This is a genomic window from Kouleothrix sp. 19917, from assembly GCF_057073505.1.
The window spans coordinates 7,010,561-7,033,339 of the sequence record NZ_CP097099.1; the positions used below are offsets into that span (position 1 = coordinate 7,010,561).

General features: G+C 52.2%; 20 protein-coding genes and 1 pseudogene. 10 read left to right on the top strand and 11 right to left on the bottom strand.

What is annotated here, in order from left to right:
- Positions 1 to 332: 332 nt before the first annotated feature.
- The 3 genes and pseudogenes from M1P90_RS28330 to M1P90_RS28340 all read left to right on the top strand — a co-directional run.
- Positions 333 to 551: pseudogene (locus tag M1P90_RS28330) on the top strand (tyrosine-type recombinase/integrase); the annotation flags it as partial.
- A 132-nt stretch (positions 552 to 683) separates the two neighbouring features.
- Positions 684 to 1,571 (top strand): hypothetical protein, encoded by an 888-nt coding sequence (locus tag M1P90_RS28335; protein ID WP_483699059.1) that lies wholly within the window; start codon positions 684 to 686, stop codon positions 1,569 to 1,571.
- A gap of 733 nt (positions 1,572 to 2,304) precedes the next feature.
- On the top strand, positions 2,305 to 2,835 hold the full coding sequence (locus M1P90_RS28340) for a DUF2726 domain-containing protein (protein WP_483699060.1): 531 nt from the start codon (positions 2,305 to 2,307) through the stop codon (positions 2,833 to 2,835).
- 8 nt (positions 2,836 to 2,843) lie between these two features.
- Here the strand turns inward: M1P90_RS28340 and M1P90_RS28345 are convergent, their stop codons facing one another.
- The 3 genes from M1P90_RS28345 to M1P90_RS28355 all read right to left on the bottom strand — a co-directional run bounded on the left by M1P90_RS28345 (position 2,844) and on the right by M1P90_RS28355 (position 4,279).
- A complete protein-coding gene (locus tag M1P90_RS28345; RefSeq protein WP_483699061.1) occupies positions 2,844 to 3,494 on the bottom strand; it encodes a JAB domain-containing protein in 651 nt (216 codons plus the stop codon).
- A gap of 67 nt (positions 3,495 to 3,561) precedes the next feature.
- Complete coding sequence (locus M1P90_RS28350) at positions 3,562 to 4,065, bottom strand: type II toxin-antitoxin system VapC family toxin (protein ID WP_483699062.1); 504 nt, start codon at positions 4,063 to 4,065, stop codon at positions 3,562 to 3,564.
- Positions 4,031 to 4,279, bottom strand: coding sequence for a ribbon-helix-helix domain-containing protein (locus M1P90_RS28355; RefSeq protein WP_483699063.1), 249 nt, complete (start codon positions 4,277 to 4,279; stop codon positions 4,031 to 4,033). Before M1P90_RS28355 ends, M1P90_RS28350 begins: the two co-directional genes overlap by 35 nt.
- Before the next feature lie 175 nt (positions 4,280 to 4,454).
- On the opposite strand from M1P90_RS28355, the gene M1P90_RS28360 reads away from it, so the two are divergent.
- Positions 4,455 to 4,928, top strand: coding sequence for a hypothetical protein (locus M1P90_RS28360; protein WP_483699064.1), 474 nt, complete (start codon positions 4,455 to 4,457; stop codon positions 4,926 to 4,928).
- 54 nt (positions 4,929 to 4,982) lie between these two features.
- Here M1P90_RS28360 and M1P90_RS28365 read toward each other — a convergent pair whose 3' ends face one another.
- From M1P90_RS28365 to M1P90_RS28390, 6 genes are all read right to left on the bottom strand, one after another.
- Complete coding sequence (locus tag M1P90_RS28365) at positions 4,983 to 6,488, bottom strand: M48 family metalloprotease (RefSeq protein ID WP_483699065.1); 1,506 nt, start codon at positions 6,486 to 6,488, stop codon at positions 4,983 to 4,985.
- A 217-nt stretch (positions 6,489 to 6,705) separates the two neighbouring features.
- Entirely contained in the window at positions 6,706 to 7,653 is a 948-nt protein-coding gene (locus M1P90_RS28370) for a replication-relaxation family protein (RefSeq protein WP_483699066.1), read from the bottom strand.
- 3 nt (positions 7,654 to 7,656) lie between these two features.
- Positions 7,657 to 9,924: a type IV secretory system conjugative DNA transfer family protein gene (locus M1P90_RS28375; RefSeq protein ID WP_483699067.1), complete on the bottom strand. Its 2,268-nt coding sequence runs from the start codon at positions 9,922 to 9,924 to the stop codon at positions 7,657 to 7,659.
- 1,460 nt (positions 9,925 to 11,384) lie between these two features.
- Positions 11,385 to 11,798, bottom strand: coding sequence for a JAB domain-containing protein (locus M1P90_RS28380; RefSeq protein WP_483699068.1), 414 nt, complete (start codon positions 11,796 to 11,798; stop codon positions 11,385 to 11,387).
- The gene (locus M1P90_RS28385; RefSeq protein WP_483699069.1) at positions 11,795 to 12,262 is read right to left on the bottom strand and encodes a hypothetical protein; all 468 of its coding nucleotides are present in this window, start codon (positions 12,260 to 12,262) and stop codon (positions 11,795 to 11,797) included. Before M1P90_RS28385 ends, M1P90_RS28380 begins: the two co-directional genes overlap by 4 nt.
- Before the next feature lie 749 nt (positions 12,263 to 13,011).
- Positions 13,012 to 13,908 (bottom strand): helix-turn-helix domain-containing protein, encoded by an 897-nt coding sequence (locus M1P90_RS28390; RefSeq protein ID WP_483699070.1) that lies wholly within the window; start codon positions 13,906 to 13,908, stop codon positions 13,012 to 13,014.
- 315 nt (positions 13,909 to 14,223) lie between these two features.
- On the opposite strand from M1P90_RS28390, the gene tnpC reads away from it, so the two are divergent.
- Positions 14,224 to 15,612, top strand: coding sequence for an IS66 family transposase (gene tnpC / locus M1P90_RS28395; RefSeq protein ID WP_409569855.1), 1,389 nt, complete (start codon positions 14,224 to 14,226; stop codon positions 15,610 to 15,612).
- Positions 15,613 to 15,856: 244 nt separating this feature from the next.
- On the top strand, positions 15,857 to 16,126 hold the full coding sequence (locus M1P90_RS28400; protein ID WP_483699071.1) for a hypothetical protein: 270 nt from the start codon (positions 15,857 to 15,859) through the stop codon (positions 16,124 to 16,126).
- A 141-nt stretch (positions 16,127 to 16,267) separates the two neighbouring features.
- Here M1P90_RS28400 and M1P90_RS28405 read toward each other — a convergent pair whose 3' ends face one another.
- Together M1P90_RS28405 and M1P90_RS28410 are read right to left on the bottom strand one after the other, a co-directional pair.
- Positions 16,268 to 16,732, bottom strand: coding sequence for a hypothetical protein (locus M1P90_RS28405; RefSeq protein ID WP_483699073.1), 465 nt, complete (start codon positions 16,730 to 16,732; stop codon positions 16,268 to 16,270).
- On the bottom strand, positions 16,713 to 17,477 hold the full coding sequence (locus tag M1P90_RS28410) for a ParA family protein (RefSeq protein WP_483699074.1): 765 nt from the start codon (positions 17,475 to 17,477) through the stop codon (positions 16,713 to 16,715). Before M1P90_RS28410 ends, M1P90_RS28405 begins: the two co-directional genes overlap by 20 nt.
- Positions 17,478 to 17,751: 274 nt before the next feature.
- Between M1P90_RS28410 and M1P90_RS28415 the strand changes: the two genes are divergently transcribed.
- The 4 genes from M1P90_RS28415 (at position 17,752) to M1P90_RS28430 (ending at position 22,757) form a co-directional block, all read left to right on the top strand.
- Positions 17,752 to 18,531, top strand: a complete 780-nt coding sequence (locus M1P90_RS28415) for a double zinc ribbon domain-containing protein (RefSeq protein ID WP_483699076.1) — start codon at positions 17,752 to 17,754, stop codon at positions 18,529 to 18,531.
- A 72-nt stretch (positions 18,532 to 18,603) separates the two neighbouring features.
- Positions 18,604 to 20,133 (top strand): DnaJ domain-containing protein, encoded by a 1,530-nt coding sequence (locus tag M1P90_RS28420; protein WP_483699077.1) that lies wholly within the window; start codon positions 18,604 to 18,606, stop codon positions 20,131 to 20,133.
- A 360-nt stretch (positions 20,134 to 20,493) separates the two neighbouring features.
- A complete protein-coding gene (locus M1P90_RS28425; RefSeq protein WP_483699078.1) occupies positions 20,494 to 21,972 on the top strand; it encodes a VanW family protein in 1,479 nt (492 codons plus the stop codon).
- Between the two features lie 179 nt (positions 21,973 to 22,151).
- Positions 22,152 to 22,757, top strand: a complete 606-nt coding sequence (locus tag M1P90_RS28430) for a Yip1 family protein (protein WP_483699079.1) — start codon at positions 22,152 to 22,154, stop codon at positions 22,755 to 22,757.
- Positions 22,758 to 22,779: the final 22 nt, after the last annotated feature.

Below are 22,779 nucleotides of genomic sequence, written 5' to 3' on the forward strand. Positions count from 1 at the left end.
CATGGCGGTAAAACAATGGGGTGGACATTTGCGATAAATTAACTTATCTATATCCTATAGTATTATAGCATGGATGTCAACAAAAAAACACTGGGATACTGGGGATGAAGCTACGTTCGAAGTTGAGATTTCATAACCCTCTATATTTCTAGTTATGAGAATGCCATACCGCTCCTACATGTTCGCCTGGGGAAAGGGGGTTACGCTCATACCATTGCACTTGAAAAGAAAGGCGCCCAGGCGCTCAAGAACTACCGGGCACAGCGACCCGATAGTCCTAATGATGAGGTGTTCTTGAATTACTATGGTGAGCCTATCGGGAGCGGAGGGTACGAAAAATTGTGGCAAAGTATATCCAACCGTCAGGTATTACCAAACGCATAAGCCCGCACAGTCTGCGCCATACCTTCGCCACACAGAAAGCAGAGAAGGGGGTGAGCACCTACCAGCTCCAGGAATGGTTAGGACACGCCAATTTGAACACCACCCAAGTCTATATTCACTTGGCCAAGCAGAGCGGGGGAAAGGTCATGGAGCAGACGAGCTTGTAATAGTGCGAGATAAGGCGTCATAAGCTCTCAGACAAGCTGTGCAACTTCAGGAGGATATCTGCGTATAATCTACACTAAGAACGCTTTGTGCTCAGCCTCATCGCTGACACAAAATAGTTGTGGAGAAATTTCATGAAAGCCCAGGATATAAAGTCAATTAAAGCCTTTTTCATGACGGCAGGCGTTATATCATTTGTCGCGAACTGTATTTCAATTTTCCAACTATTACGTGAACTATACAACGATACTAGCGATTTTCCATCAGATAAATTTGCAAGCCTATTTGTAAGCATCCTAATAACATTTGTTTTCGGGGCACTATTTCTTTATATCGGAAAAGACATTCATAAAAACATACTACTTCTATTCGGTTATATATATGTTATCTATGCCTCTTTCTTTCTTGTGATAGGCGGTTATTACGCGATGGAGGGTCTAATTATAGGATACGATCAGCTTATGTCATTCTTAATTCCAAGTATTATTACATCAGCCTTTGGATTTGCATTGATACATTTTTCGGAAGCAAGAACAAAGATTGTTATTTTCCCGTTTGTATTGTCGGAACTTTTCCTTGTCTCCTGGCTTCTTTTTAAAGGCTTCAACCGTGTTTTTCCTCAAATACACTCGTTCATATTCTTTATTATAATGTTTGGGTTGATGATATTATTTTATCAACAATCAGAAATGAGCGGCGCAAAAATTAGAAGTGAAAGCACTAGTAACCCAATAAAATTACTAAGAGATGTGCTGTCAAAAGCAGCGGTTGGTATCGCACTAGGAGCATTGTGGGGAATACCTATCGGCTTTATCTTCGGAGCATTTTTTGGTGCAGTATTTCGTAATTCTACCAGTAACAATTTGTGGTCGATGGTAAATTATGCCGTAGATGGCGCTGGTATAGTAGCAATAATTGCGGCAATGATAAACGGTGTATATGCTGCGACCCAAAAACGACTTTCGGATGTGTTCTCGTTGCCACGCAGTATTATAGATTTTCTATTTCGAAATAAATACTAAGTCTTGTATTGAAGACAACGAGAGATTTAGTTTAAGAAGCAAGGAACTACAAATAAGTAAGCAGGGGTCAGCCGTATGCTGGCCTTTTTGTATCTCCAAGTGGAGCCCTGCTTACTTACCTACTGGCATATCCTTTCTATCTGACAAGTCGCTTTAGCATAGCAAGCACTTCCTTTTTCCAGTTAGCGACCTGCACTAGCAAAAAGAATAGGAACCACGCAAATACTGCGAGTGGACCAATAAATCCAGTCAGGTTCATTAGCAAACCAGCGAGCACACATGTTATGGTCATGGAGGAGGAGAACCACACAATAAGTCCCACGAAGTAATCAGCACCAGTCTTGCCTTCAGTGAAATAGCGACTCCACATATCACCCCCGCCTCACTATAAGTATGGTCATGCAGAACTTAACCTGCACGCTTTGTTGAATCTGCTCATTAGCAGTTCAACCATACTCTTTTCAGAGGCTTACAAGACACATATTTCTACCTGTGCTGTAAGCCTCTGAAAACATGAGGCGTAACAATCTCTCGTTGTCAAAGTGCTAACTGAGCTAATTTAGCTCAGGCTCGGCTAAGTTTAATAACTCTCAAACGAATTATAAACTCATTGAGCAGCAATATAATAGCATTTGTAGGAGAAAAAGTAAATACTATAGGACAGACGATGGGCAACACTGTTTTGAACCCATCTATGGTGGGGATAGGGCTGGTGGTCTGATACACTACAAGTATGGACTTCCTTTATGTCCTCATCTGGAGTAGCTTTATCCTTCTCGTTCTTGGTGGTGGCCTACTCCTCTTCTTCCTCTCGAAGTTTTACCACGCTCAGCCTCAAGTCTTGCCCTATGTAGCAGTGCCGCTTTTGACTGATACAGAGTGTCGGTTTTTTCAGGTACTTCAAGATTCTCTCCCAAGAGATTGTTACTTACTGGCGCAAGTACGGCTTGCTAACTTAGTTCATGTGAAGCCAGGAAGTGGAACGTCTTTCTGGAAGAACTTCAGCCCTATTGGAATGAAGTGTGTAGATTTCGTCATCGTCAGACACGACACAATGAAGCCCATACTCGTTATCGAACTGGATGACCGGACGCATGCCAGAACGGAACGGCGGCAGCGGGATCACTTCGTAGACCAGGTGCTTGCCGCAGTAGCTATCCCTGTTCTTCATTGGCCTGCGTCGGCTTCCTACAATAGTACCGAGCTTTCCCAAGCTATTAGTTCTAAACTCAGCAGTAGGGCAAAGACCAGAAGTGCGTTATAAAAGGTATACTACCCCGAAAAGCCTAATCCCCGTTCGCGCATACTTACCCATCGGCCCTGCCCTACCACGAGATGGTCTAGCACCTCAACGTCAAGTAACTTTCCGGCGTCAACTATCTGGCGAGTCACGAATACATCCTCTGGGCTTGGGGTTGGGTCTGAGGATGGATGATTGTGTGCCACAATGAGTGCTGCACTATTCCACCTGATAGCGGCTTTAAAAACTTCACCGACGCGAACCATGGAAGCATTGAGCGAACCTTGATACACGGTCACAATGTCTTGTATGCGGTTCTTGGTATCTAGAAGTACCGTGCGCAACTCCTCTTGGTCAAGGTGTCCCATATCTACCATGAGAAGCGCCGCTGCGTCCATCGGGCTTCTTATCTGTTCTCTGCCTACCGGTCGTAGAATAGCAACAAGCGTGTCCAAGAGCGCTCGTAGCTCCTTTGGTGGCTTGTCCACTCGCAACGCCTCATAGATATCCCTTCCAGAAGCGGCAAAGGTACGAAGCTCTGCAAGGTCAACAAACGGCTCAAGTGCTCGGTGCAGCTCGTAGAGTTCGTTGGTAGTGTAGATCCGGCGTGCTGGCCGTTTGAGGCCGGGGAGGTCAAATGACCGCTGCTCATAGTGCTGGTCGTGCTCCTTAGCCTTACCCATTCACTATGTATAGCCGATTACCAAAAAGGTGTAAACAGTGAGTTATGGAACTCTGCTAGTAGCGGTGTCAGGAATGGGAGGATAGTTCGCTACGACTTTCTAAGAAGTCTTCAATAAGCGTGAAGCCGTTTGTTTTGTACGCAGCATCAAAACTAAAGATGCAGAGGCAGTTATGCTCTTTCAACACTGCCATATTGATGCAATCAACAAAGCTCACATTCTTAGATTTTTGGCTCTTAAATAGAGGAATGGCTTTCTTGCGGACGAATGTATTATCAATGTCGAGGATAGTTATTGGGCTTGGTTCTGCTGTTACGGTGGCGATAAAATCAACCGCAACTTCGTGACTTACTCGCTGGCTAATTACCGTGATAGCTTCGGCTATCACATAATTTGTGGTTATAAGGTTCACTGGAAGTGTATCAATACGAGAGTAATACTGCCGTGCTTTCTCATGGTTAGCATCGTCTTCTTTAACAATCGCAACAAACCCATCTGCGTCAACGAGTATGTTCTGATTAGATATATCAACTAACTTACTTCTTTGGTCCTCCATAAAGATAATGGTCAAGGTTTGTAGACAAATCCGTTGGCCCTCCGGTTGCACGTATTTTGAATAAGTTTTTCATGGCAGTCTTACCAGAGATGTCTTTACCTACATTCTCATGTAAACCCTTAGCAAGAAGCTCGCGCACCAATTCAGCCATCGGCTGATTACGCACTTTAGCTAAATGAGTTAACGTTTTGTGTTGTTCTTCGGTAAGATACACTTGTGTTCTAACCATATAATCTCCAATGTTATATGTCAACATATAACATATACATTGTATACTAGTGGCTAGAATGCGTCAATATAGCAAAATACATCATCAAGTACAGATTGCGAGATATATTCTCGGAAGAATGATATTAGCCTATAGTATTGACATATATAACCGTTTATAGTATATATGTCAGTATATGAACCATATCGAGAAAATTAACACTATTAAGAACTATAAGCGACTACGTGACCAACAGTATGACAAGACGCTTGAACATCTAGGTGGGGTGTTTAAGAAAGAAAATTTCTTTATCCCAGAAACTCCAGACGAACGGCGAAAGCTGTTACCACTACGCCGAATAATAGATAATGTTAGGCCACACTTTCAGCAAGCAGATGCAGCATATGAGGAAGCTGCCTGGGAAAGCTTGTACGGACGCCTAGCAAAACGACAGATACGCCGTGATGTTATTGTGGGAGGTATAGTAGACAGAATACCTATTGCAGCGCCTGTCTTTTATGCAATTGAAATGGTTACTGAGAGCGATATGTGGCGGGGAGTGGGCGACATAGTTGAGGATATAACGCGTAAGCCGCATCGGTATATCACAAACAATGCCGTGCGATTCGTTGACTTCACCAGCTACCTTATTCGCCGTACAATTTCATAGATTCTCGCTGAGAAGGAAGCATAGCCCTTCAAGTTGTCATTTGCATAGTATCCTCTATAGTCGCTTCAACGTCATCCTTTTAGCAGGATCGCTCTTGTTGACAAGAGTAACGGTGTTGTTGTCTGATGACACCTCGACAGTGTATTCGCTATCCCTGCTGCCAAGAGGCCAATAAAACTGTTTTTTCTTCATGTAATACAAAAAATTGTCGTAAATTTCGCGACCCTCACCACTTTTGAGACCAACTCTGCCATTGTCAAGAAATATCATAATAGTTTCGGGCTGCTCCACAACAGACCATTTCCCTACTAGAAAAGCTGTACCTGCATCTATATCAGCGTCGTTTGCCGCTTCTGTTGCCCGTATCGCTTGTGCAGTTGCCTGACCTTGGGGTGTATATGTATACAGTTGGTCGCGCGTTGAAGGTATGATCAATAACACTCCTAAAGTGAGTGCGGCTAAAACAACAAAAAAGAGAATAACCCCAATCAAGCTTTGGTAGGATGGCCACACATCCTCCCCGCCATCTCCTTGCCCACGTAACCTCAGTCGCTCAAGTCGATGCTCAGAATATGGCATAGCTAAAAGGAATTCGGGAGTTGCAATATCATAGACCTTATATTTTTGCACATACTCAGTGAGCGCCTCTCCTTGTCCGCACGCTTGCGCAAGTCGATCAGCGTCAAACTCCCGTTCGCGTCGAAAATTATTCCACTTACCACAAAAAGCTGCTACACCTAATTCGCCACCTGCAAGTATCATGAGCAATACGACAAGACACCCAAGTGCGGTTGTCGCCTGCGTACGTCCCCCATCTGAAGCATAAAAAAACTGCTTAGTGACGTGCGGCCCTGCCGCCTTGGCACCCTGTAAGACAGGTGCGGTGGGGTACAATCTAAACCGCGCGAGTGCACGCTCAACTTGACTATCAAAGCTGAGAACGTGTGATAACTCACGCGCTAAGAGTGCTCCCAAGTACTTGCTCTCAAGCAGCGCTGTAGTGATATAGATTTTGTCTCCGAAACGGGTTATTTCCTCCTCTTGCGAATTCGGGATCATCCTAATTTCAAATCGCTTTCCCAGCTTAGCGCGTCGCCTATGTATCTCCTGTTGGTGCTTCTCAGGAAAGGTCTTAATAATGTCGTCAATAATTTCTTCTTGCCTATCAGAAAGCTTTCCAGCTTCGGTCTTTATCCACCACGGCCAAATTACATCTGGCAGAATTCGCGTACCAAAAAGCGCCGGCACAATCGTGAGAACACTTAAGATGATAGGAAAAATACTTATGACAGCAACAAACTTAGCCACGGATACAAGATACTCTACTCTTCCCTCTCCAGTGAGCGTATATATTGGATTATGTATTCTGTAGCCAGAAAGAATTGCATCAACGAACGTGTTTACTAAGACGAATATGCCCAGAAAGAGCACGGCTCGTGCAACTGCGCATATAATCTCTACAAGCAATGTCCCAAAATAAAGCGACCACACGACTCGGGTATATTTACGCATCGGCTTATTAATAAGCTTTTGCCTGGCAAGCTTGTTGTCGGAAAACATGTGTATCACCGTTTCCTGATATGTTATACTAACGTCACGCTAGCATAAGCCTGAGTTGCTGCCCCCTGACCGTATTCGCCGTCTATTGAATACGGGAAGAAAGTCTATTATTTGCCCAATAGACTTATTCTCTCCTGACCTCGGGGCAAATCGAGGTCACGCTACACAGTAACTACACAAGAGAAAAGCGGGCGGCCAGGCGTTATTTGACTTATTCCTATTCACCTGCCCCGAGAAGAGAATATTGTCCATTCCTTGTCGCAATTTCCCAAATAGGCTCAGTAAGCACTTTGGTTAGTGGCTCACCTTTGCGGGCAAAAATCCGGTCAATACTCGTAAACCAGTATCGATGTTTCCCACCGACTTCTTCCGTTATTTTTTTTAGATTGGCAAGGCGCTCTTCTGATAAAGTAATGGTTAAAATAGCAACACCAGGCGCTTGATATCGGTTTTGATAGGCGCCATCCCTTTTTACATATTCTCGATATTTCAGGATCTTTCGGACCCAGTCGTTATAGTCAGCATTACTCCTGCCTATTTCTGTTCCACGGTCAACCTCAACAAACCGGTGATAATCCCAGGGTTGCGCCTCCCGCACTCTCAAGCAGAAATATCCATCAGGAACGAGGACTACATTACTTTCAGTCTTGCCACCGGGCAAGGTGATGGTAAGCCTGTCGCTACTGTGCCTGCTTTTGAGGTCCATGTCGTCGTAATAGGTCATTATGCGAGCATCATTTCCAAGCTCAAAAACTGCGCGCATCAGGACAACACGGAAATCGTTAATAAGGGTGAAGTGCTCGATGTACTCTTTACTCAGCCGCTTATCCTTTTGACGGCACGGAAGCTCGACCATAGAGACCTTGCGCCAAGCAGCAAGTGTTTGTCGCCCTTTTTGAGAAAGGCGATACACGTAGGCTTTCTTGCCTTCGCTTTTCAGTTGGTACCGCTCGATTTCCTCAATAAGCCCAGCTTCTCTGAGCTTTTTGAGAAGCTCCAAGCAATAGGAATCGCGGTAGGGCTCTCCTTTGTTGTACCGTAGAGGAAAGCAAAGCAGAGAGATTTGGAGTGAGGTCAGTGCGCCGCATTCGCAGATGGCACTGAGAACCTCCATCGCCCGAGGAGTAAGCGGCTGCCCGTTTTGTTCGGAAGCACTGCTCTTCATACTTTATTCTATCACCGGCGTCCTAAGCGGACCCTCTTCGTCATAGGGATCATCGTCCGGCACTTGCGTATCTGGTATCGCTGGTGCTGCCGGTGGTTCATCAGTAGGCGACGGAGCGCTCTGAGGACTGCCCAGAGGACTACCCCCGCCTTCTCCAAGCCGCCTCCTGATTTCAGCTTCAACCTCGTGTCGGTCACGTCCAAACGTCATACGTGAATGCGTGCGTATCTCTTCACTCAGACTTTTTTCTTGTGCTGTGATTGGCTGCTTTGGCTCAAGCGTATACTGAACCGGCACACGGTTGGCAACAACACTACAGAGTGCGACATATTGCGGCAGATTTGAAAGCATGTTGGCTACTTCATTGGCAACGTCACTGTATACACGCTCCCTTTCTTGCACCTTCTCAAGCTGCCCGACGGGAGCGTAACACGGATTGTGGTGCAACAGGTATCCGAGCACAAAGACAAGCGTGTGGAGCCTTGTCTCCCACGCATCAAGAGAATACGCGGTGCTCCAACGCAGCGTTAAAGTCTCTGGTGATGGCGCGCTCTGCCTCAACCAACTCACATCACTTTCTGCCTGTGTTGCCAGATTCACACGAAACTCTTGCTGACACCTCTCTAGCTCGCTTCGTGTCCACTCCCACAGGCCGGCTTCTCCCCCTTTGGTAATCTGCTCCAGCAGTGTGCGATTGTAACCGTCGCCGACTTTTCCGCGCTCGCGTCGAAAGGCGCGAAGCTTGCCTACCTGGAAGACATATCCAAGGTGTCCACTACCAAACCATTCTCTGTCCAAGTTGGAAAGGCTGTAGAGCCGATCAAGCGCTTCACAGAGCCGGTCTAGCCCTCCCTCAACTTTCTCGTCCCGCGTAGCTACCTGTTCGTCACCTTGAGCACCCATCATGAAAAATAGAATGCGGTTAAGAAGGCGCTCAAGTTCCTGTTTTTGTAGTTCAAACTGCTCTTTTTGTCTGTCGTACCCAGCGCGGTCAAAGGCTCGCTCACTGGAACGCTTACCAGCAACCAGCTTGGGCCGAAGCTCAACAGCACCCACGCGAGCTGCGTTCAAAATCCGAGCATAGAGTTCGTCTAGATGCATCCGCAGTTTTTCGTAGGTATCAAGAACTGCCCGGTTCTCGTGCCGCCCACTGGATAAAAACTCAAGGACATTTGAAACAAGCGCGTATCTCGGGCGCTCTGTAGTCTTCCCTTCCGGGATAGTTAGCCTAAATTCAGGGGCAAGCTCGCCACCATCTTTTCCGCTTACTCGAAAGACAATTTTGTTCCCAACAGCCAGTGTGCTGCCTTTGAGCTTATCGTCGTCAATTTGGTCCCGGTTTTGATGCGCAATAACGACATCAACTCCGTATTTACTGCCTTCGTCCTGTACGCGCGCAAACGTTGTGGTCATGAAGCGCGAGAACTCATCAGCAAGAATGTGAAACTTTCGCCGCCCCTCTTCTCGTGGTCGGTCAAACATCGCTCGGGCAATATCCCACATGAGGTACGCCCCAATAAAGGACGCATCGTCACGCCCAATCCTGTCCGGTAGCTTGACGATTATAATTTTTCCTGCGTCCATTGCTTCGCGAAAGTTAATGGAGTTTTTCGGTTGGCCAAAGATTGCGCGCATGGTTCTGCTACTCTCAAAGCGCCTGAGTTTATTCAGAGCTGGAGCAAAATCCTCGCGCTGCGCAGCGTCGCGTGCGTCATAACTCTTCCAAAAGCGCCAATCTTGCGAGTAATCCGGTAATAGCTTGTCGTAGAATTGCTGGCGGAAGTTGGCGTTTTGAAGAAAAAGCGGAGCGTCGGCCAAGGTATATCCCTGGTTCACGACAAACGTCGTTGCGAGTTTTCTTAGCACCTCGTTCATGCGAGGTGCATTCTTGAATGCTTCGCGAAACTCTTCGAGGTTATGGAGAAAGTCAAGGAATTGACTAGCAACGGCACCGGCGTCGTCAACGCCTGGTGCGTAAAACGGGTTAAAGCCAAAGGGACGCTCGGTATCTGAAGCGTCCCAGAAGATGACATCGCCGGCCCGCTCTTTGGGGATTGCGTGCAGGAGCTTTTCAGCACTGTCGCCGTGCGGGTCCAGAAAACATAGACCGTCGCCGTTTAGGATGTCGCCGAGTGCAATGTGCTCAAGGAGTGTACTTTTACCTGAGCGCTTGATGCCGATGATATACGTAGACAGCTCCCTCGCTTCCTGGGAGAGTGCGATCTCTTGCCCGCTTGCTTTGTCTTTCCCAATAATGACTGATGCACTCATAGAGAACACTCTTTTCGAGGGCTACCACGAAAACACACCCGCAAGGACGCGGGTAGTCTTTTCACTCACGTTTTCACAAGCACCAGGAGCGCGATTAACAGTATAACGTTTCGGTCAAGACCCGCCGCACGGCGGGCAATAAAATTCTGCCTGAAAGGCAGTACCTTTTAGCAGCGAGCCGGAAGGAAGTCCAGAGGGAAAGCCGGCGAAGCTGCGCGCCGTCGGGTGAGCCAAGCGTAGCGCAGGCGAGTCCGACTCCATCCGTCCATCCCGAAGTGAGGCGTAAGCCGAAACGTAGCCCGGAGGTCACGCCCGCACAAGCGGTGAGCGTGGCCGTAGGGTTCAGACCGTGTTTCCTATAGGACGAAAGCACATCTTTCTTTTCACAGATTTTGCCAGGCAGTTTTGCTTAGAGGATGATGAGAACACGGGCTGAAGGTGGACGGATGGAGTCGGACTCGCAAGGGCAGTCGAATGTGTGCTGCTAGTTAGCCCACGAAGTGGGAAAACGAAGCAAGAACGCACATGAAGGGTGACCGCAGTGAGGACGACGGCGCATCATAGGCGCGATTGCCCCGACGGTCGAGCCGAAGGCGAAGGACGGAGGGGTATGAGCGCCTTGATATCTTCCCTCTGGGTCGCTTGCGAGGCTCGATGCCGACGCAAGTGACAACATACTGCATTGATAAGCCAACCTGCTTTATTGAAAAGCAGGGGTTAAAGCAGGTATTCAAGCAGGTGGTTTGCCACTACTCACGACATTTTCACACGCTTTTTGTAAAGTGTTACAGGGTATTATCGCCGGAAGAGAACATGCGCTCTACTCTTTTGCGCTTTACAGCCAGTACTGAGCCAGTTGGCACAGTAAGTGTAGAGGTATGGGAACAAGAGACCGGTGGCTTAGGGGATGAAGATCGAGTGACGTGAAGCGGTACCTCTCACCTTCTCAGATCGCCTGTGCTGGACGATAACTACTAGCCCTACTAAGTTCCCTATCCAACCAGTTCCGCTGCCATCCTAGGAAGCTCAGCGCCTCAGAAGGAACATCTAAAAGCGCGGGTCGTAGCATCTCGTTCGACTAACTTTATGAAATATTTCACAATAACAGGCAAAAAAACAGGAGGGTGTTGCACTCAACCCACCTGCTGTGATAAAGTGTAAGAGCAGCCTACCCTTTGTAATGCTTGGTAGCTGCATTCCACACACTCTTTATGTAGGCTTGATGGCCGTCATTGTAACCCTTACGATGACCGGCCTCGTAGCCTTCTCGTAAGCCAATTTTGTACCCATCGCTATACCCCAAAACGAACAAGCGGCACCGTAATTTGTGCCAAAAACTTTTTGGTTTGTGAGACATTTAGCTTCACCTCCTTTACCTTTTCAAGCACTGGCCCTACGTGCTTTGCTAATTACTATGGATTAGGCCTCGATGTCTTAATGTATAACTTCTACCTCTTAGACTAAATGAGATTTCGCTCTCTGAACGAGTAAAATCCGCTGCGGCTGAAGATAATGTGGTCAAGTAGCTCAATCCCAACGACACGGCCAGCTTCAACAAGAAGATTGGTAATCTGGCAGTCTTCATCAGATGGAGTACAATCGCCCGAGAGGTGGTTGTGAGCAATTACAATGCTTGCGGCACTAAGGGTGATCGCTCGGCGGTACACCTCACGGGGATGTAGGATTGACGCATTGAGAATACCGATGCTAATCACGTCCACAACCTTTACGCGGTTTCTCACGTCAAGAATGAGCACAAAGCCATGCTCCTGGTCGCGCTCAAGTGGGTCAATTTTCAAGAACCACCGTTGCAACGCTCTGGCGACAACTCGTGGCTGTGTGGCATAAAGCCGCGTGTTTTCAAGAAGGATCATAGCGCTGCCTCCCCTTCCGAGTTGATGTAGTCAACAAAGCGCTTGAAACTGAAGTAGGGGTTCTCCGCTTTAAGCATTTCCATCTCAATCTTGAGAGCCGCATAGAGGTGCGGGCTATCCTCTATCTTTGCAAGTCCAAGCTTGATGCGCACCCTGCGGTACACCTCGGCTTTTCGCTGAAAGTCCACCGTGAACATGCGTCGTCGCCCTTTTTGGAGTTCTGAGAGGTCACGGATAACGACTTGTGCTCGACGTACTTCGTCCTGGGCCTGGCGTATCAGACTGTCTGTCTTGGTGCTTGGTTCCTTACTTCCGGAAAGAGCCGCGCTTTCACTGCGGTACATCTCAATTTTTGCCTGCCAGTCGCTAATGCAATAGTTGGGATAGACCCTCAACAGCTCAAATGCTTCAAGTGTAAAGTCAACTCCGCTTTTGGTTGAATGGAATAATAGATTTTCGCTCATAAATTTTGCCTTTTTGTAAAGTTAATAATCATTCCCCCTTTTCTTCTGAGGACTGTGGTCTTGGTCTCAACGACAAAAGCACACGGTAGGCACGGCCCAAACTTTCGCGAACATCTTTTCGGGTAAAGTCAACTTCGGAGAAATCAAAGGTTTGCTCTACTGGTAGGCTAGCTACTCTTCGTCGCTCTAGGGGTTGAACCACTTCCTCACATCGTCTGCGCTCTACTTGCTCTTGAGTGGTAAACAGGTCCTGCTGGACATAGACTTCCTGCATATATGGTTTCTTTCACCTCCTTTCCACAACCCGAGGAATGCGCTAATAGGTGGCTCTCTGGTCGTGAAGTACAGGTGCAAGCTGGGGATATAGCAAGGGATCTAGGTGATGAGGTAGAAGCACTACGAGGTCAAAAAGGGATTACAGGTGACGCTATGGCCAATCGAGAATTTTGACATGCCAAGCGCGTTCTAACCTGGTAAATACACTAAGTTAAAGCGGATTTTCAAGAGGATTGAGAGAAAAGGGTTTTTGAGCAAGAGAGGTGTACCAACGAAAACAACCGCCGAGCGGGGGAATGCTGACGGTTTCTATTCGTTACTGCTATTCAGTTGGTCTAGGAAAAGGTGTGCGCTCCTGTTTTTGGCTACGGTGGTTTTTACTTCTCAGGTTTTCTTGTTTCGTGCTTTGGCTAAAAGTATACCATGAAATAAGCTCATTTCAAGAGGATTTCTCTTAGAGTTCCCTTAACAGACTACCCCACACACGGATACTCAAGAACCTCGTACACGACCTCGCCGGTTGGCAGTAGTCGCTCGTGTCCTAAGCTTCTGCGCCGCTTCGAACTTGGCCCTGAAGGTACTGCCGGAATGTCGCCAAAGGTGTAGTCACGCTCTATCGCCCGGTAGAGCCAGCGTGGGTAGCTCTGGACGTGGACACCGCTTTGCAACGCACGGCAAAGATTGGTTATCTGCTCGTCGATGCGCTCGGGACTATATCGCAGGGCGAATTGTCGGGCAAGGCTTTGGTCAAATCCTAGCTTTCTTAGCTTCTCAACAACAAGTTTTCTTTCCCTTTCCCCTGCTTCGGAGTATTGGTATTGTTTTGTTTCTTGGTTCTCTTCTTCCTCCATTATTAGCCGTCCAGATTTCTGGAAAGTGAGCGTGGAACTTGTCGCCGATTCTTCTCCCCTTGATATATCGTCAGATGCGCGACGAGAAGGGCTCTGCGACCCGCTGTGGCTGGCTGTAGCAGCTGTTTGGGAGGTTGATGGACAAAGACGCCGATCTTCACTCATCTCCCCTTCTAGCGGGTTGTACAGGCGTATGCCTTCACCGATCAGAACCTCGGCAAGCCCGTGCTTCTCTAGCTCGGCAAGGTGGGCGTAGATAGTGCTTTTGCCCTTGCCGCGTATGGCCATCAGGGTTTCAATCGAGGGGTACACAATCCCCTTGTGTGCGTCGCTCTCGGCGTCGAGGTAGTCAAACGACAAGAGCACCAGGTAGGTTAGCTTTGCGCCATCGGACAACTGAGGATAGCCGCGCAAAAGGACTTGCGGCGTCTGAACAAAATGTTTTTGTAAACGCGGTCTTTGATATTGTACTTTATGGTTTGATACAGTTCTTTTTGTGGCAGGGGCAGAATGTAGCATGGTTAATCCGTTTCCGATTGACACGCCCCGGAGAATTTGATACTTTACTCATAGTTTGCGAAACTAAAATTTGGTTGGTGTTCTATCAGGGGCAGCAACCATTTTTTATTGCTAATTTCCCCCACTATATCAACAGAAAAAAGAGCATTGCAATAGGCAATTCGTGGTACCATGGTATCGTGGTTGCATGGCATCATGGTTTCATGGTTGCAACCATGGTACCATGGTGTCTTGGTATCATGGTATCATGATACCATTAACTCGATTAAGCGTAACTGTTCACAGTTATCCTAAGCTTATGCTATACTCGGCTGCATGACGCTTGAAGACGAAGTTGAGCGCCTGCGCGCAGTCAATAGCGATTTGCACGCTCGCGTCGGCGAGCTAGAGCAGGCCTTAGCGGCTGCTCTGGCTCGGATTGCCGAACTGGAACAGCACCACGACGAGCCACCACCCTTCGTCAAACCTAATCGACCCAAACCAGCCTCGCCAAAATCGCCGCGCAAGAAGCGAGCACCTCAGCACAATCACAACCGCAAGCGAATGACCCCGACCCGCTCGGTCGAGCATGCGCTTGAGCGCTGTCCCGACTGCCTCTACCGCTTACAAGGCGATAGCCTCGATTATTCGCGTGAGGTGATTGAACTGCCTCAACCGCAGCCGGTCGAGGTCGTCGAACATCGGGTAATCAAACGCTTCTGTCCGCACTGCCAGCGCTGGCACAGCCCCAAGCTCGATCTGAGTGGTCAGGTGCTGGGGCAAGGGCGTATCGGCGTGCGCATCATCAGCCTGCTCGGCTACTTGCGTACCACGCTGCGCTTGCCCATCCGCCGCATCCAGGCGTATCTGCACAGCGTTCATCAATTGCTGCTCAGCACAGGCGAAATCGTGGAATTACTCCATCAGTTGCGGCAGAGGTTGCAAGCCGAGCTCGAGGCGCTCAAGGCACAGGCGCGTGCCAGTCCGATCCTGCACGGCGACGAAACGTCGTGGCGCGAGGATGGAATGAACGGCTACATCTGGGCGTTTTCAACCCCAGGCGAGCAAGCTGTGCGCTACTACGACTACGACCACTCACGTGGACAGGCCGTTGTGAAACGCATGCTGGCTGGTCAGTTTGAGGGCCACCTGGTGAGCGATTTCTACTGCGGCTACAACATCTATGCCGGCAAGCATCAGCGCTGCTGGGTTCATCTGCTGCGCGCGCTGCGGGAGCTGAAGCAGCAGCACGCCGACGATGCGGGGGTACTGCAGTGGGCGCAGCAGGTACGAGCGCTCTACGACGATGCCCAAAGCTGGCTGCGTGAGCACGAGCAGCCGATACGCGAGCAGCGCGAGCAGCAGTACGTGCAACTGACGGCACGGGCGCACGCACTCGGGTTCGCCTATGCGCGGGTCAAAAAGCATGCCTGCCAGGCGCTGGCGAAACGGTTGCTGCGGCACGAGGAAGAGTTGTTCCAGTTTGTGCTGATCGATGGCTTGAGTGCGGATAACAATCTGGCCGAACGCAGCATCCGGCCGCTGGTTGTCATGCGCAAGATCAGCGGCGGCTCGCGCAGCCAGCAGGGAACCAAGACTCGGCTGGGCTTGGCAAGTCTGTTCGAGACCTGGCAGGCACGCAAGTGCAACCCGTTTGAGGAATGCGTCAAGCTGTTGAGCCAAGGCGCAACCTCTTCGACCGAATGTTCTTTACCCCAACAGTGAACAGTTACGATTAAGCCTATAGTATTGATTATTTACTATAAATGTGGTATAACTATACATAGTAAGCGCGATAACGCTTATGTATTAGTACATAAGTTGAGTTCCGCTTACTAAGTTAAAACTGTTCTTTGAAATGCGACAAATTGATAATCATCTCCACTCCTGATAGGTATCCACGGTTTTGGGCACAATATTGCGCCTGAAGCCGTGGATATTTATAGCCGAAAGGCACAAGGAGGGTGAGATGATTATTCTTACAGAAGCTCGGAAACGAGGAATGCGAAGCATCACGAGGGACTACGTCATTGGCATGATTGATTGGGATGAATGTGTCGAGATTCTGGGACTTCAAATGGAGGCCGCCCGCGAGGAGACGCCCGGTATCATCTTCGAAGGCGTAGTCTTGCTCTTCTATGTATCGTTCTTCCTGTCGGGAATTCTCTCGTTTATCTTCCTGGTGATCTACGACCTAGCCGGTGGCTACGTCCCTTGGTATCAAATGTTTCCTTGGTAATTCGTCGCAGTTTCAAAGACAGTCTGGCACCGTGGAGGGTGAGTAAATTAAAAAGCTTCAACGCTTTCTAATTATAAATCTCTCCTCCCGGTGCCAATTGTCGTTTTAGGTGTTTCTTTACCCTGAAAGTATTCGGCTGGACTACGAATTCAGAAGCTCAACGACGCGAGCAAGTACACTTTTCTCGCCATTACTTCGGTAATCTTCAACCATGTAGTTAATCGCGATGCGTGTAATCTCATTTTCACTTGTCCGAATACCTTTCTCTGAATACTCGTGCTCAATAGCTTTCAGTGCTCGTTTCTCCTCAAGAGTAAAGCGGTGTGTTGCCGCCTCTTTCCCAAACTGCTTGACCGCACGTCTCGTGGTCTCAATGATGGTGTCATGGTGTCGTGGTATCACGGTATCACGGTAACGTGGTGTCGTGGTATCGCGTGCCGACGCTGGCTCAATAGCTGGTGCAGGTTTCTTTACTTCAAGAGGTGGAGTGACGACGGGAGTAAGGGAGGGCTGCTCGCTTTCTTGAGCCTCCTTCTTTGGCTTGAAAAAGAGCGATTGTCCGTGCAACTCATTCAGGATGGCATCTTCATTTAATTTCTTCGGCATAGAAAATTTCATCAATCAAACGGTTATACTCCTCGGCTGCCCGTGACTGCGGGCGATACCCAAAGATGTCCTGCTTGGAAAAATGGGCGTCACGAATATCAGTATTTCTTGGGATGACGGTTGTTAAAACGCTATCGGGGTAAGCTTGCCGCAGCAGCTTCAGGGAGGTCTTACTGTTGACTGTCGAGTCGCTCATGGTGAATAAAAACCCGAGCAGGGAAAGTGTCGGATTAAAGTAGTCCTGCACCTCTTTGATGCTTTTTGAAATCTGTACCACCGAGTCCAGTTCAAAGTATCCCGGCGCGATAACGACGATAATGCCGTCTGATGCCGTGAATGCGTTGATAGTCAGCCACGAGAGCGCCGGGGGACAGTCAATGAACACGTAGTCGTAGAGCGCGCGTACCTCGTCAAGCTGGCGCTTGAGACGAGCTTCCCGGTGGTCAAGCGCCGTTGTTAAAGCCATGTCAGTGTCAGCAAGTAAGATATGTGCCGGCACGACCGAGAGGTTCGGCACAGTTGTAGGGTGAATGATAAGCGGCTTACTCTCAAGGATAGTCTGGTAAAGAGTTTGCTCTTTTCTAAGGCTCTGGTAGTCGGGGAGAAGCACCTTGGACGAATTGGCCTGGCTGTCAGTGTCGATAAGGAGAACTTTCTTGCCGCGCCGTGCAAGGCCGGCAGCGAGGGCGAGACTGGTTGTTGTTTTACCAGTGCCGCCTTTTTGAGAGGCGATTGAGATAACCATACGTCCGTTTCATTCGCTGAAATCCGTTGAGGCGGGTGTTTCGCGGAATGAGGTAACTACTAAGTCCTTCGATTATGTACTGTTACCCTACAAATTGCAACAGGCTCAGCGCTTCCACGATTGCGCCGCCCTTTCTGCTGGGGCAGAAGCGAGCGGCGCTCAAAAGACTTAAGACGATACAAAGAAAGCAAGTTCACGCAACCACCGTGCCATTCATGGCGTATAATTCATGCAGTTTCTAAATCGAGCACGAATGACAAAAGAGGTTTTGGATATGCCCCCATTTTGCCCACAATGTGGTGTTGATAACCCGGCCAATGCGCGCTTCTGCGATCAGTGCGGCGCGGCGCTGATCCCCGTCGCCGCGCAAGCCGCCCCAACCAGCCCGTCCATCCCCGCGCCCGTCGCGCCGCCGCCGCAGCAGCCCGTCACAGCCGCGCCGGCGGTGTCGGCAGGTTCGGCTGGCCTGACCTGCCCGCAGTGCGGCGCGGCCGCCATCCCGGGCGAGGCCTTTTGCGATAACTGCGGCGCGCCGCTGAATGCGCCCGCGCGCCCAGTTGCCCAGGCTCCCACGCCGCCTTACAGCACCGGCGTGCCGCCGCAGCCATCCTACCCGCCGCCCCAGGCGTCATACACGCCGCCGCCAGTGGCGCAGCAGCCCGCGTACACACCACCGCCCGCGTACACACCACCGGCTCAGCCGGCCTACACGCCGCCTGCGCGCACCACGCTCGCACCCGCGCAGCTTGTTGTGGCGTCGAGCGGGACATCGCTGCCGCTGCCGGCCGCCGCGCAGGCTGTGGTTGGGCGTGGCGACCCGGTGAGCAATTTCTACCCCGATGTCGACCTGAACCCGCACGGCGCGCTCGACAACGGCGTGGGCCGCCGCCACATGCGCCTGTCGGTGCAAAACGGCCAGGTCGTGGTCGAAGACATGGATAGCACCAATGGCACGGTTCTCAACGGCCAGAAGCTGCTGCCGCGCCAGCCCCAGCCGCTGCGCAGTGGCGACCAGCTGGTGGTTGGCAAGCTGCTGCTGCGCTATAGCGAGTAATCAGTGCTGCGTTTTGCGTGAGCCTGCGCTCGTGAAACTCAATATTCAGCACTCAAAACTCACAATTTTGCTATGCATTCCTGCCCTTCCTGCGCTGCTCCACTCGACGACGAGGGCATTTGCACCTCGTGCGGCGCGCTGACGCGCGGGCTGTTTCGCGGCCTCGACCTGGGCACGCCACAGCTCGCGCGCGCCGCCGCGAATGGCCTCGATTTCTACCTGCTGCTTGGCGTGCCAGCCGACGCCGACACGCGCGCGATTGCGCGGCGCTTTCGCCAGTTGCGCGTGCTGTTTCCCGACGATCCGCGCCACCTTGCGACCGAGCCGGCCCGCCGCCTGGAGCTGCTGGAGCTGGCTGGCCGCACGCTCACCGACCCACGCCTGCGCGCCACCTACGACGAGCTGCGCGCCGGCAGCCCTTCCGAGCTGCGCAATACCGTCCAGCGCTGCGCCGGCTGTGCCGCGCCGCTTCCACAGGAAGCCACGCGCTGCGCGTTTTGCGGAACCCCGCGCCCGCCAGTGCCGCAGCCGCCTGCCGCGCCACCAAACGACGCTGGCCCGCCGCCCGCCGAGCCGGTTGACTACTACGCGGTGTTGGGCCTGAACGCCGGGCACCTGCTGGCCCCAAACGGCGGGGCCGCTGCGCCGCCTCGTTCGTCATTTGGAAGCATTGGTGGCGGCTTGCTCCGAATGGCGAGCCGCGCCGCCGATGCACCACTGCTGCCGGAAGGACCGCCCAGCCCTGCCGATGTCGATGCTGCGTGCCTGGAGCGCCAGAAGGCGATTCTGCTGATGCCGGGCTACACGCCTGCTGAGCGCGAAGCGCGCATGGACGATCTGGAAATGGCGCGCCGCATTTTGCGCGACGAGCGCCGCCGCGCGCAGTACGACATGCTGCTGGTGCATTTTCGCCAGGGCCTGCTTGGTGCCGGGCGGCTGGATGGTCTGCGCCACCTGCAAGACCTTGTGCGCGCCGACATGGCCGAGGAGCGCGGCGAAGCCCCGCCTGCCGGGCAGGGCGCGGCGCTGCTGAAACAGGGCCAGGGCTTGCTCGATGCGCGCCTGCCGCGTGAGGCGCTTGACCCACTGCGCCGCGCCGTCGCCGCGCTGCCACAATCGGCTGACGCGCACAATGCGTATGTGCGCGCCGTGCTCGCCGCCGACGACCCGCTTGCCTTAGGTGGGCACGCTCTCCGAATGCTTGCGCGCAGCCTCGACACGCTGGCGAACCTCCAGCCGGCAACGCCGCAGCAAGGGGCCGTAGTGGCGCTCTGCCAGGGCCTGATTGCGCGCGACGATGGCCAGCCCGCCGCTGCGCGATCGGCGCTTCAGCAGGCAGTTGCGCTGGACCCGCAGCTCGCCCCGGCGTGGCGTGGGCTGGCCGCGCTGGCGCTTGTGCGGGGCGATCTGCCCGATGCCGTTGCAGCCTGCCAGCGCGCCATCGCGCTGGATGCCCGCGATGAGCGCGCACTTTTGATGCTGGGCGCGACTTTGCTGCGTGGCGGCAGGCACCGCGAGGCACGCGATGTTGCCGCCCAGCTCGCCGCACTCCGCGCCGACGGCAGCAGCGCCGAAAGTATCCTGCGCGAGATCGGCGGCTGAAAAGTGTTGACATCACCATTCGGCAATCGTATATCGTCTGCTGCGTGTTGGAGCAGGCTCACGTCCATCGCAGCGTGTTTTATTTCTGCCCCGCACATGCCATTGTGGAGCAATAAATCTCCGCATGGTCACATAAGCAGAACGATCTGCGCTGGTACGATTGCGCGATAGTAAACGCCAGTTTGATCTTACATTTGCTCTTTGTAATGTATAGATTAAGGCGCTGGTAGTTTCGTTCTATCTGTGCTATACTCGAATCAGCGCCGCCAAGCGCGCCATACCCAGTGCCCGCCTTATCACAGTGCTTTCCTGAACAACGCCCGCCACCCGACTGTGCATTTCCACATGCTGAGGATCGCCATGCACCGACGTTTCTTGCTCGTGCTTGCCGCGTTGGCCGCCTGCCAGCTCATCGCCCCCGCGCCCACGCAGGCCGCCCCGGCTCCCGCCCCCCTCGCGGAAGGCACTGCCTTCGCATATTTCCCCGAAACCGGCCATAACATCGGCCTTGCCGTCAAGCGTTTTTACGACACGCATGGCGGCCTCGATATTTTTGGCCTGCCGCTCACCGAGGTGTTTACTGAGGATGGGCAGCAGGTGCAGTATTTCGAGCGGGCGCGCTTTGAGCTGCACCCCGAGCTGCCGGCCGAGTTCTATGTGTCGCTCTCGCTGCTGGGCCGCCACTTCACCGAAGGCCGCAGCGAGCCGGGCTTTCAGTGGCTCGCAGGCAACCCCGGCGGCGACCGCACCTTTTTCAGCGAAAGCGGGCACACCCTGGGCGGTGCGTTTCGCGGCTTCTGGCAGGGGCGCGGCGGCCTTGCAGCATTTGGCTACCCGATCTCGGAAGAGTTTGGCGAGATCAACCCGCAGGATGGGCAGTTTTACGTCGTTCAGTATTTCGAGCGGGCGCGCTTCGAGATGCACCCCGAGCATGTCGGCACGCCCTACGAAGTGCAGCTTAGCCAGCTTGGCCGCCAGCTGCTGAACGAGCGCCCGGCCGCGCAGGCCGCCACAGCGCCGGCCCAGCCGCTGGTGCTGCTTGGCAAGGCCACCACCGGCTTCCGCACGTCGGCCAGCGAGCGGCGCGAAAATATTGCCCGCGCCACCGCGATGTTCGATGGCGTGGTGGTGCAGCCGGGGCAGGAACATTCCTTCCTGAGCGCGGGCAACTTCAGCGAAGCTGAAGGTTTTGTCGAGGGCTACGCGATTGTGGGCGGCAAGCTCGAAAAAGTAGTTGGCGGCGGGCTGTGCCAGGTCGCCACAACACTTTTCCGTGCTGCCTCGAACGCGGGCATGGACATTACCGACCGCGCCGGGCACACGTATGTGGTGTATTTCTATGAAAATATCCTGGGCTTTGACGCGACGGTGTTCAGCCCAACGCGCGACTTCAAATGGCGCAACGACTCGCCCGGCCCAGTCACCATCGCCGCAACATCCGACCTGAGCAACTCCACGGTGACGTTTGAGATGTGGGGCACCTCGGATGGGCGGCAGGTCAGCTATCAGGGGCCGTTCACCAAGAACGTGGTGCAGCCCGGCAGAGCTACCTGGCAGTACGACAAGCAGCTTGGCAAGGGGCAGGTGAAGCAGCTGGTGCATGGCCGGCCGGGCATGCAGGTCAGCCTGATCCGCACGGTGACAATGCCTGATGGTTCGGTGAAGCACTACGACAACTACCTGACGCGCTACCAGCCGTGGAATGATTTCTACACCTACGGCGCGGGCGTGCAGCCGCCATCTGGTGCAGACGTGATCGATCCGCGCGTCAACTACACGCCGCCCCCGTCAACCGCGCCGAGCGCGCCGCCGCGCCGCCAGCCCGGCTATGATCTGTAAATAACGCCCAGATGGCCGTTATGCGAATGTAACCGAAACGCAAACATTGCCATCGAAGCATAGGTGTACAATCGCCGAAGAAAGGAGATAAACCCCAGAAATTCCGTTTGTTTGACCACTGTAACTTTTCGTGGTGCCCGCTCGTAGCAGTATTGTACGTTACAAAGGAGAACACAGCTATGATCGTTCAGGGCGTATCAATTGGCGACATGCTCAACCAGAGCATGACAGTGTTGACGAAACCAAGTGTGCAGACGTTCGAGCAGTTCGAGCGGCGCGGTGGCCAGCGTGAAGCGCTGACATACGTGGGTGTGGCGGCTGCCGTAGGCGCAGTTCTTTCGGCGGTCTTTGGCTTCTTTGGTGGCGGCGTGACCGGAGCAATCGGTGGTTTGCTTGGCGGCTTGCTGCTTCCGCTGATTTCGTACTACGTTTCGGCCTTCCTGATCTACACAGTTGGCAAATCGCAGGGCGGCACCGGCACGCAGGACGAAGTCTTCTACACCATCGCGTTGTACCTCGCGCCAATTCTGGCGATCAATGGCATTATTGGCAGCAATGTGCTCTTTGCCTGCCTGGCCTTCCCGGTTTCGATCGCGCTCAGCCTGTATGGCATCTACCTGGGCTACCTGGCGGTGCGCGCGAGCATGAACCTGGATCAGAACAAGGCAATTATTACAATGGTTGTAGCCTTTATTGCCCAACTGGTGATTGGCTTCATCGTGACGGCCATTCTTGGGGCGATCGGCCTGGGCGCTGCCGCTGCCTCGGGTGCGCTGAACAACTAAACCAGACCGAACAAGCGGGATT

What these genes read in the sequence shown, in the direction of transcription:
- M1P90_RS28335 (WP_483699059.1), top strand. Translation starts at nt 684, where the DNA reads ATGAAAGCCCAGGATATAAAGTCAATTAAAGCCTTTTTCATGACGGCA.
- M1P90_RS28340 (WP_483699060.1), top strand. Translation starts at nt 2,305, where the DNA reads ATGGACTTCCTTTATGTCCTCATCTGGAGTAGCTTTATCCTTCTCGTT.
- M1P90_RS28345 (WP_483699061.1), bottom strand. Translation starts at nt 3,494, where the DNA reads ATGGGTAAGGCTAAGGAGCACGACCAGCACTATGAGCAGCGGTCATTT.
- M1P90_RS28355 (WP_483699063.1), bottom strand. Translation starts at nt 4,279, where the DNA reads ATGGTTAGAACACAAGTGTATCTTACCGAAGAACAACACAAAACGTTA.
- M1P90_RS28360 (WP_483699064.1), top strand. Translation starts at nt 4,455, where the DNA reads ATGAACCATATCGAGAAAATTAACACTATTAAGAACTATAAGCGACTA.
- M1P90_RS28365 (WP_483699065.1), bottom strand. Translation starts at nt 6,488, where the DNA reads ATGTTTTCCGACAACAAGCTTGCCAGGCAAAAGCTTATTAATAAGCCG.
- M1P90_RS28370 (WP_483699066.1), bottom strand. Translation starts at nt 7,653, where the DNA reads ATGAAGAGCAGTGCTTCCGAACAAAACGGGCAGCCGCTTACTCCTCGG.
- M1P90_RS28375 (WP_483699067.1), bottom strand. Translation starts at nt 9,924, where the DNA reads ATGAGTGCATCAGTCATTATTGGGAAAGACAAAGCAAGCGGGCAAGAG.
- M1P90_RS28380 (WP_483699068.1), bottom strand. Translation starts at nt 11,798, where the DNA reads ATGATCCTTCTTGAAAACACGCGGCTTTATGCCACACAGCCACGAGTT.
- M1P90_RS28385 (WP_483699069.1), bottom strand. Translation starts at nt 12,262, where the DNA reads ATGAGCGAAAATCTATTATTCCATTCAACCAAAAGCGGAGTTGACTTT.
- M1P90_RS28390 (WP_483699070.1), bottom strand. Translation starts at nt 13,908, where the DNA reads ATGCTACATTCTGCCCCTGCCACAAAAAGAACTGTATCAAACCATAAA.
- tnpC (WP_409569855.1), top strand. Translation starts at nt 14,224, where the DNA reads ATGACGCTTGAAGACGAAGTTGAGCGCCTGCGCGCAGTCAATAGCGAT.
- M1P90_RS28400 (WP_483699071.1), top strand. Translation starts at nt 15,857, where the DNA reads ATGATTATTCTTACAGAAGCTCGGAAACGAGGAATGCGAAGCATCACG.
- M1P90_RS28405 (WP_483699073.1), bottom strand. Translation starts at nt 16,732, where the DNA reads ATGCCGAAGAAATTAAATGAAGATGCCATCCTGAATGAGTTGCACGGA.
- M1P90_RS28410 (WP_483699074.1), bottom strand. Translation starts at nt 17,477, where the DNA reads ATGGTTATCTCAATCGCCTCTCAAAAAGGCGGCACTGGTAAAACAACA.
- M1P90_RS28415 (WP_483699076.1), top strand. Translation starts at nt 17,752, where the DNA reads ATGCCCCCATTTTGCCCACAATGTGGTGTTGATAACCCGGCCAATGCG.
- M1P90_RS28420 (WP_483699077.1), top strand. Translation starts at nt 18,604, where the DNA reads ATGCATTCCTGCCCTTCCTGCGCTGCTCCACTCGACGACGAGGGCATT.
- M1P90_RS28425 (WP_483699078.1), top strand. Translation starts at nt 20,494, where the DNA reads ATGCACCGACGTTTCTTGCTCGTGCTTGCCGCGTTGGCCGCCTGCCAG.
- M1P90_RS28430 (WP_483699079.1), top strand. Translation starts at nt 22,152, where the DNA reads ATGATCGTTCAGGGCGTATCAATTGGCGACATGCTCAACCAGAGCATG.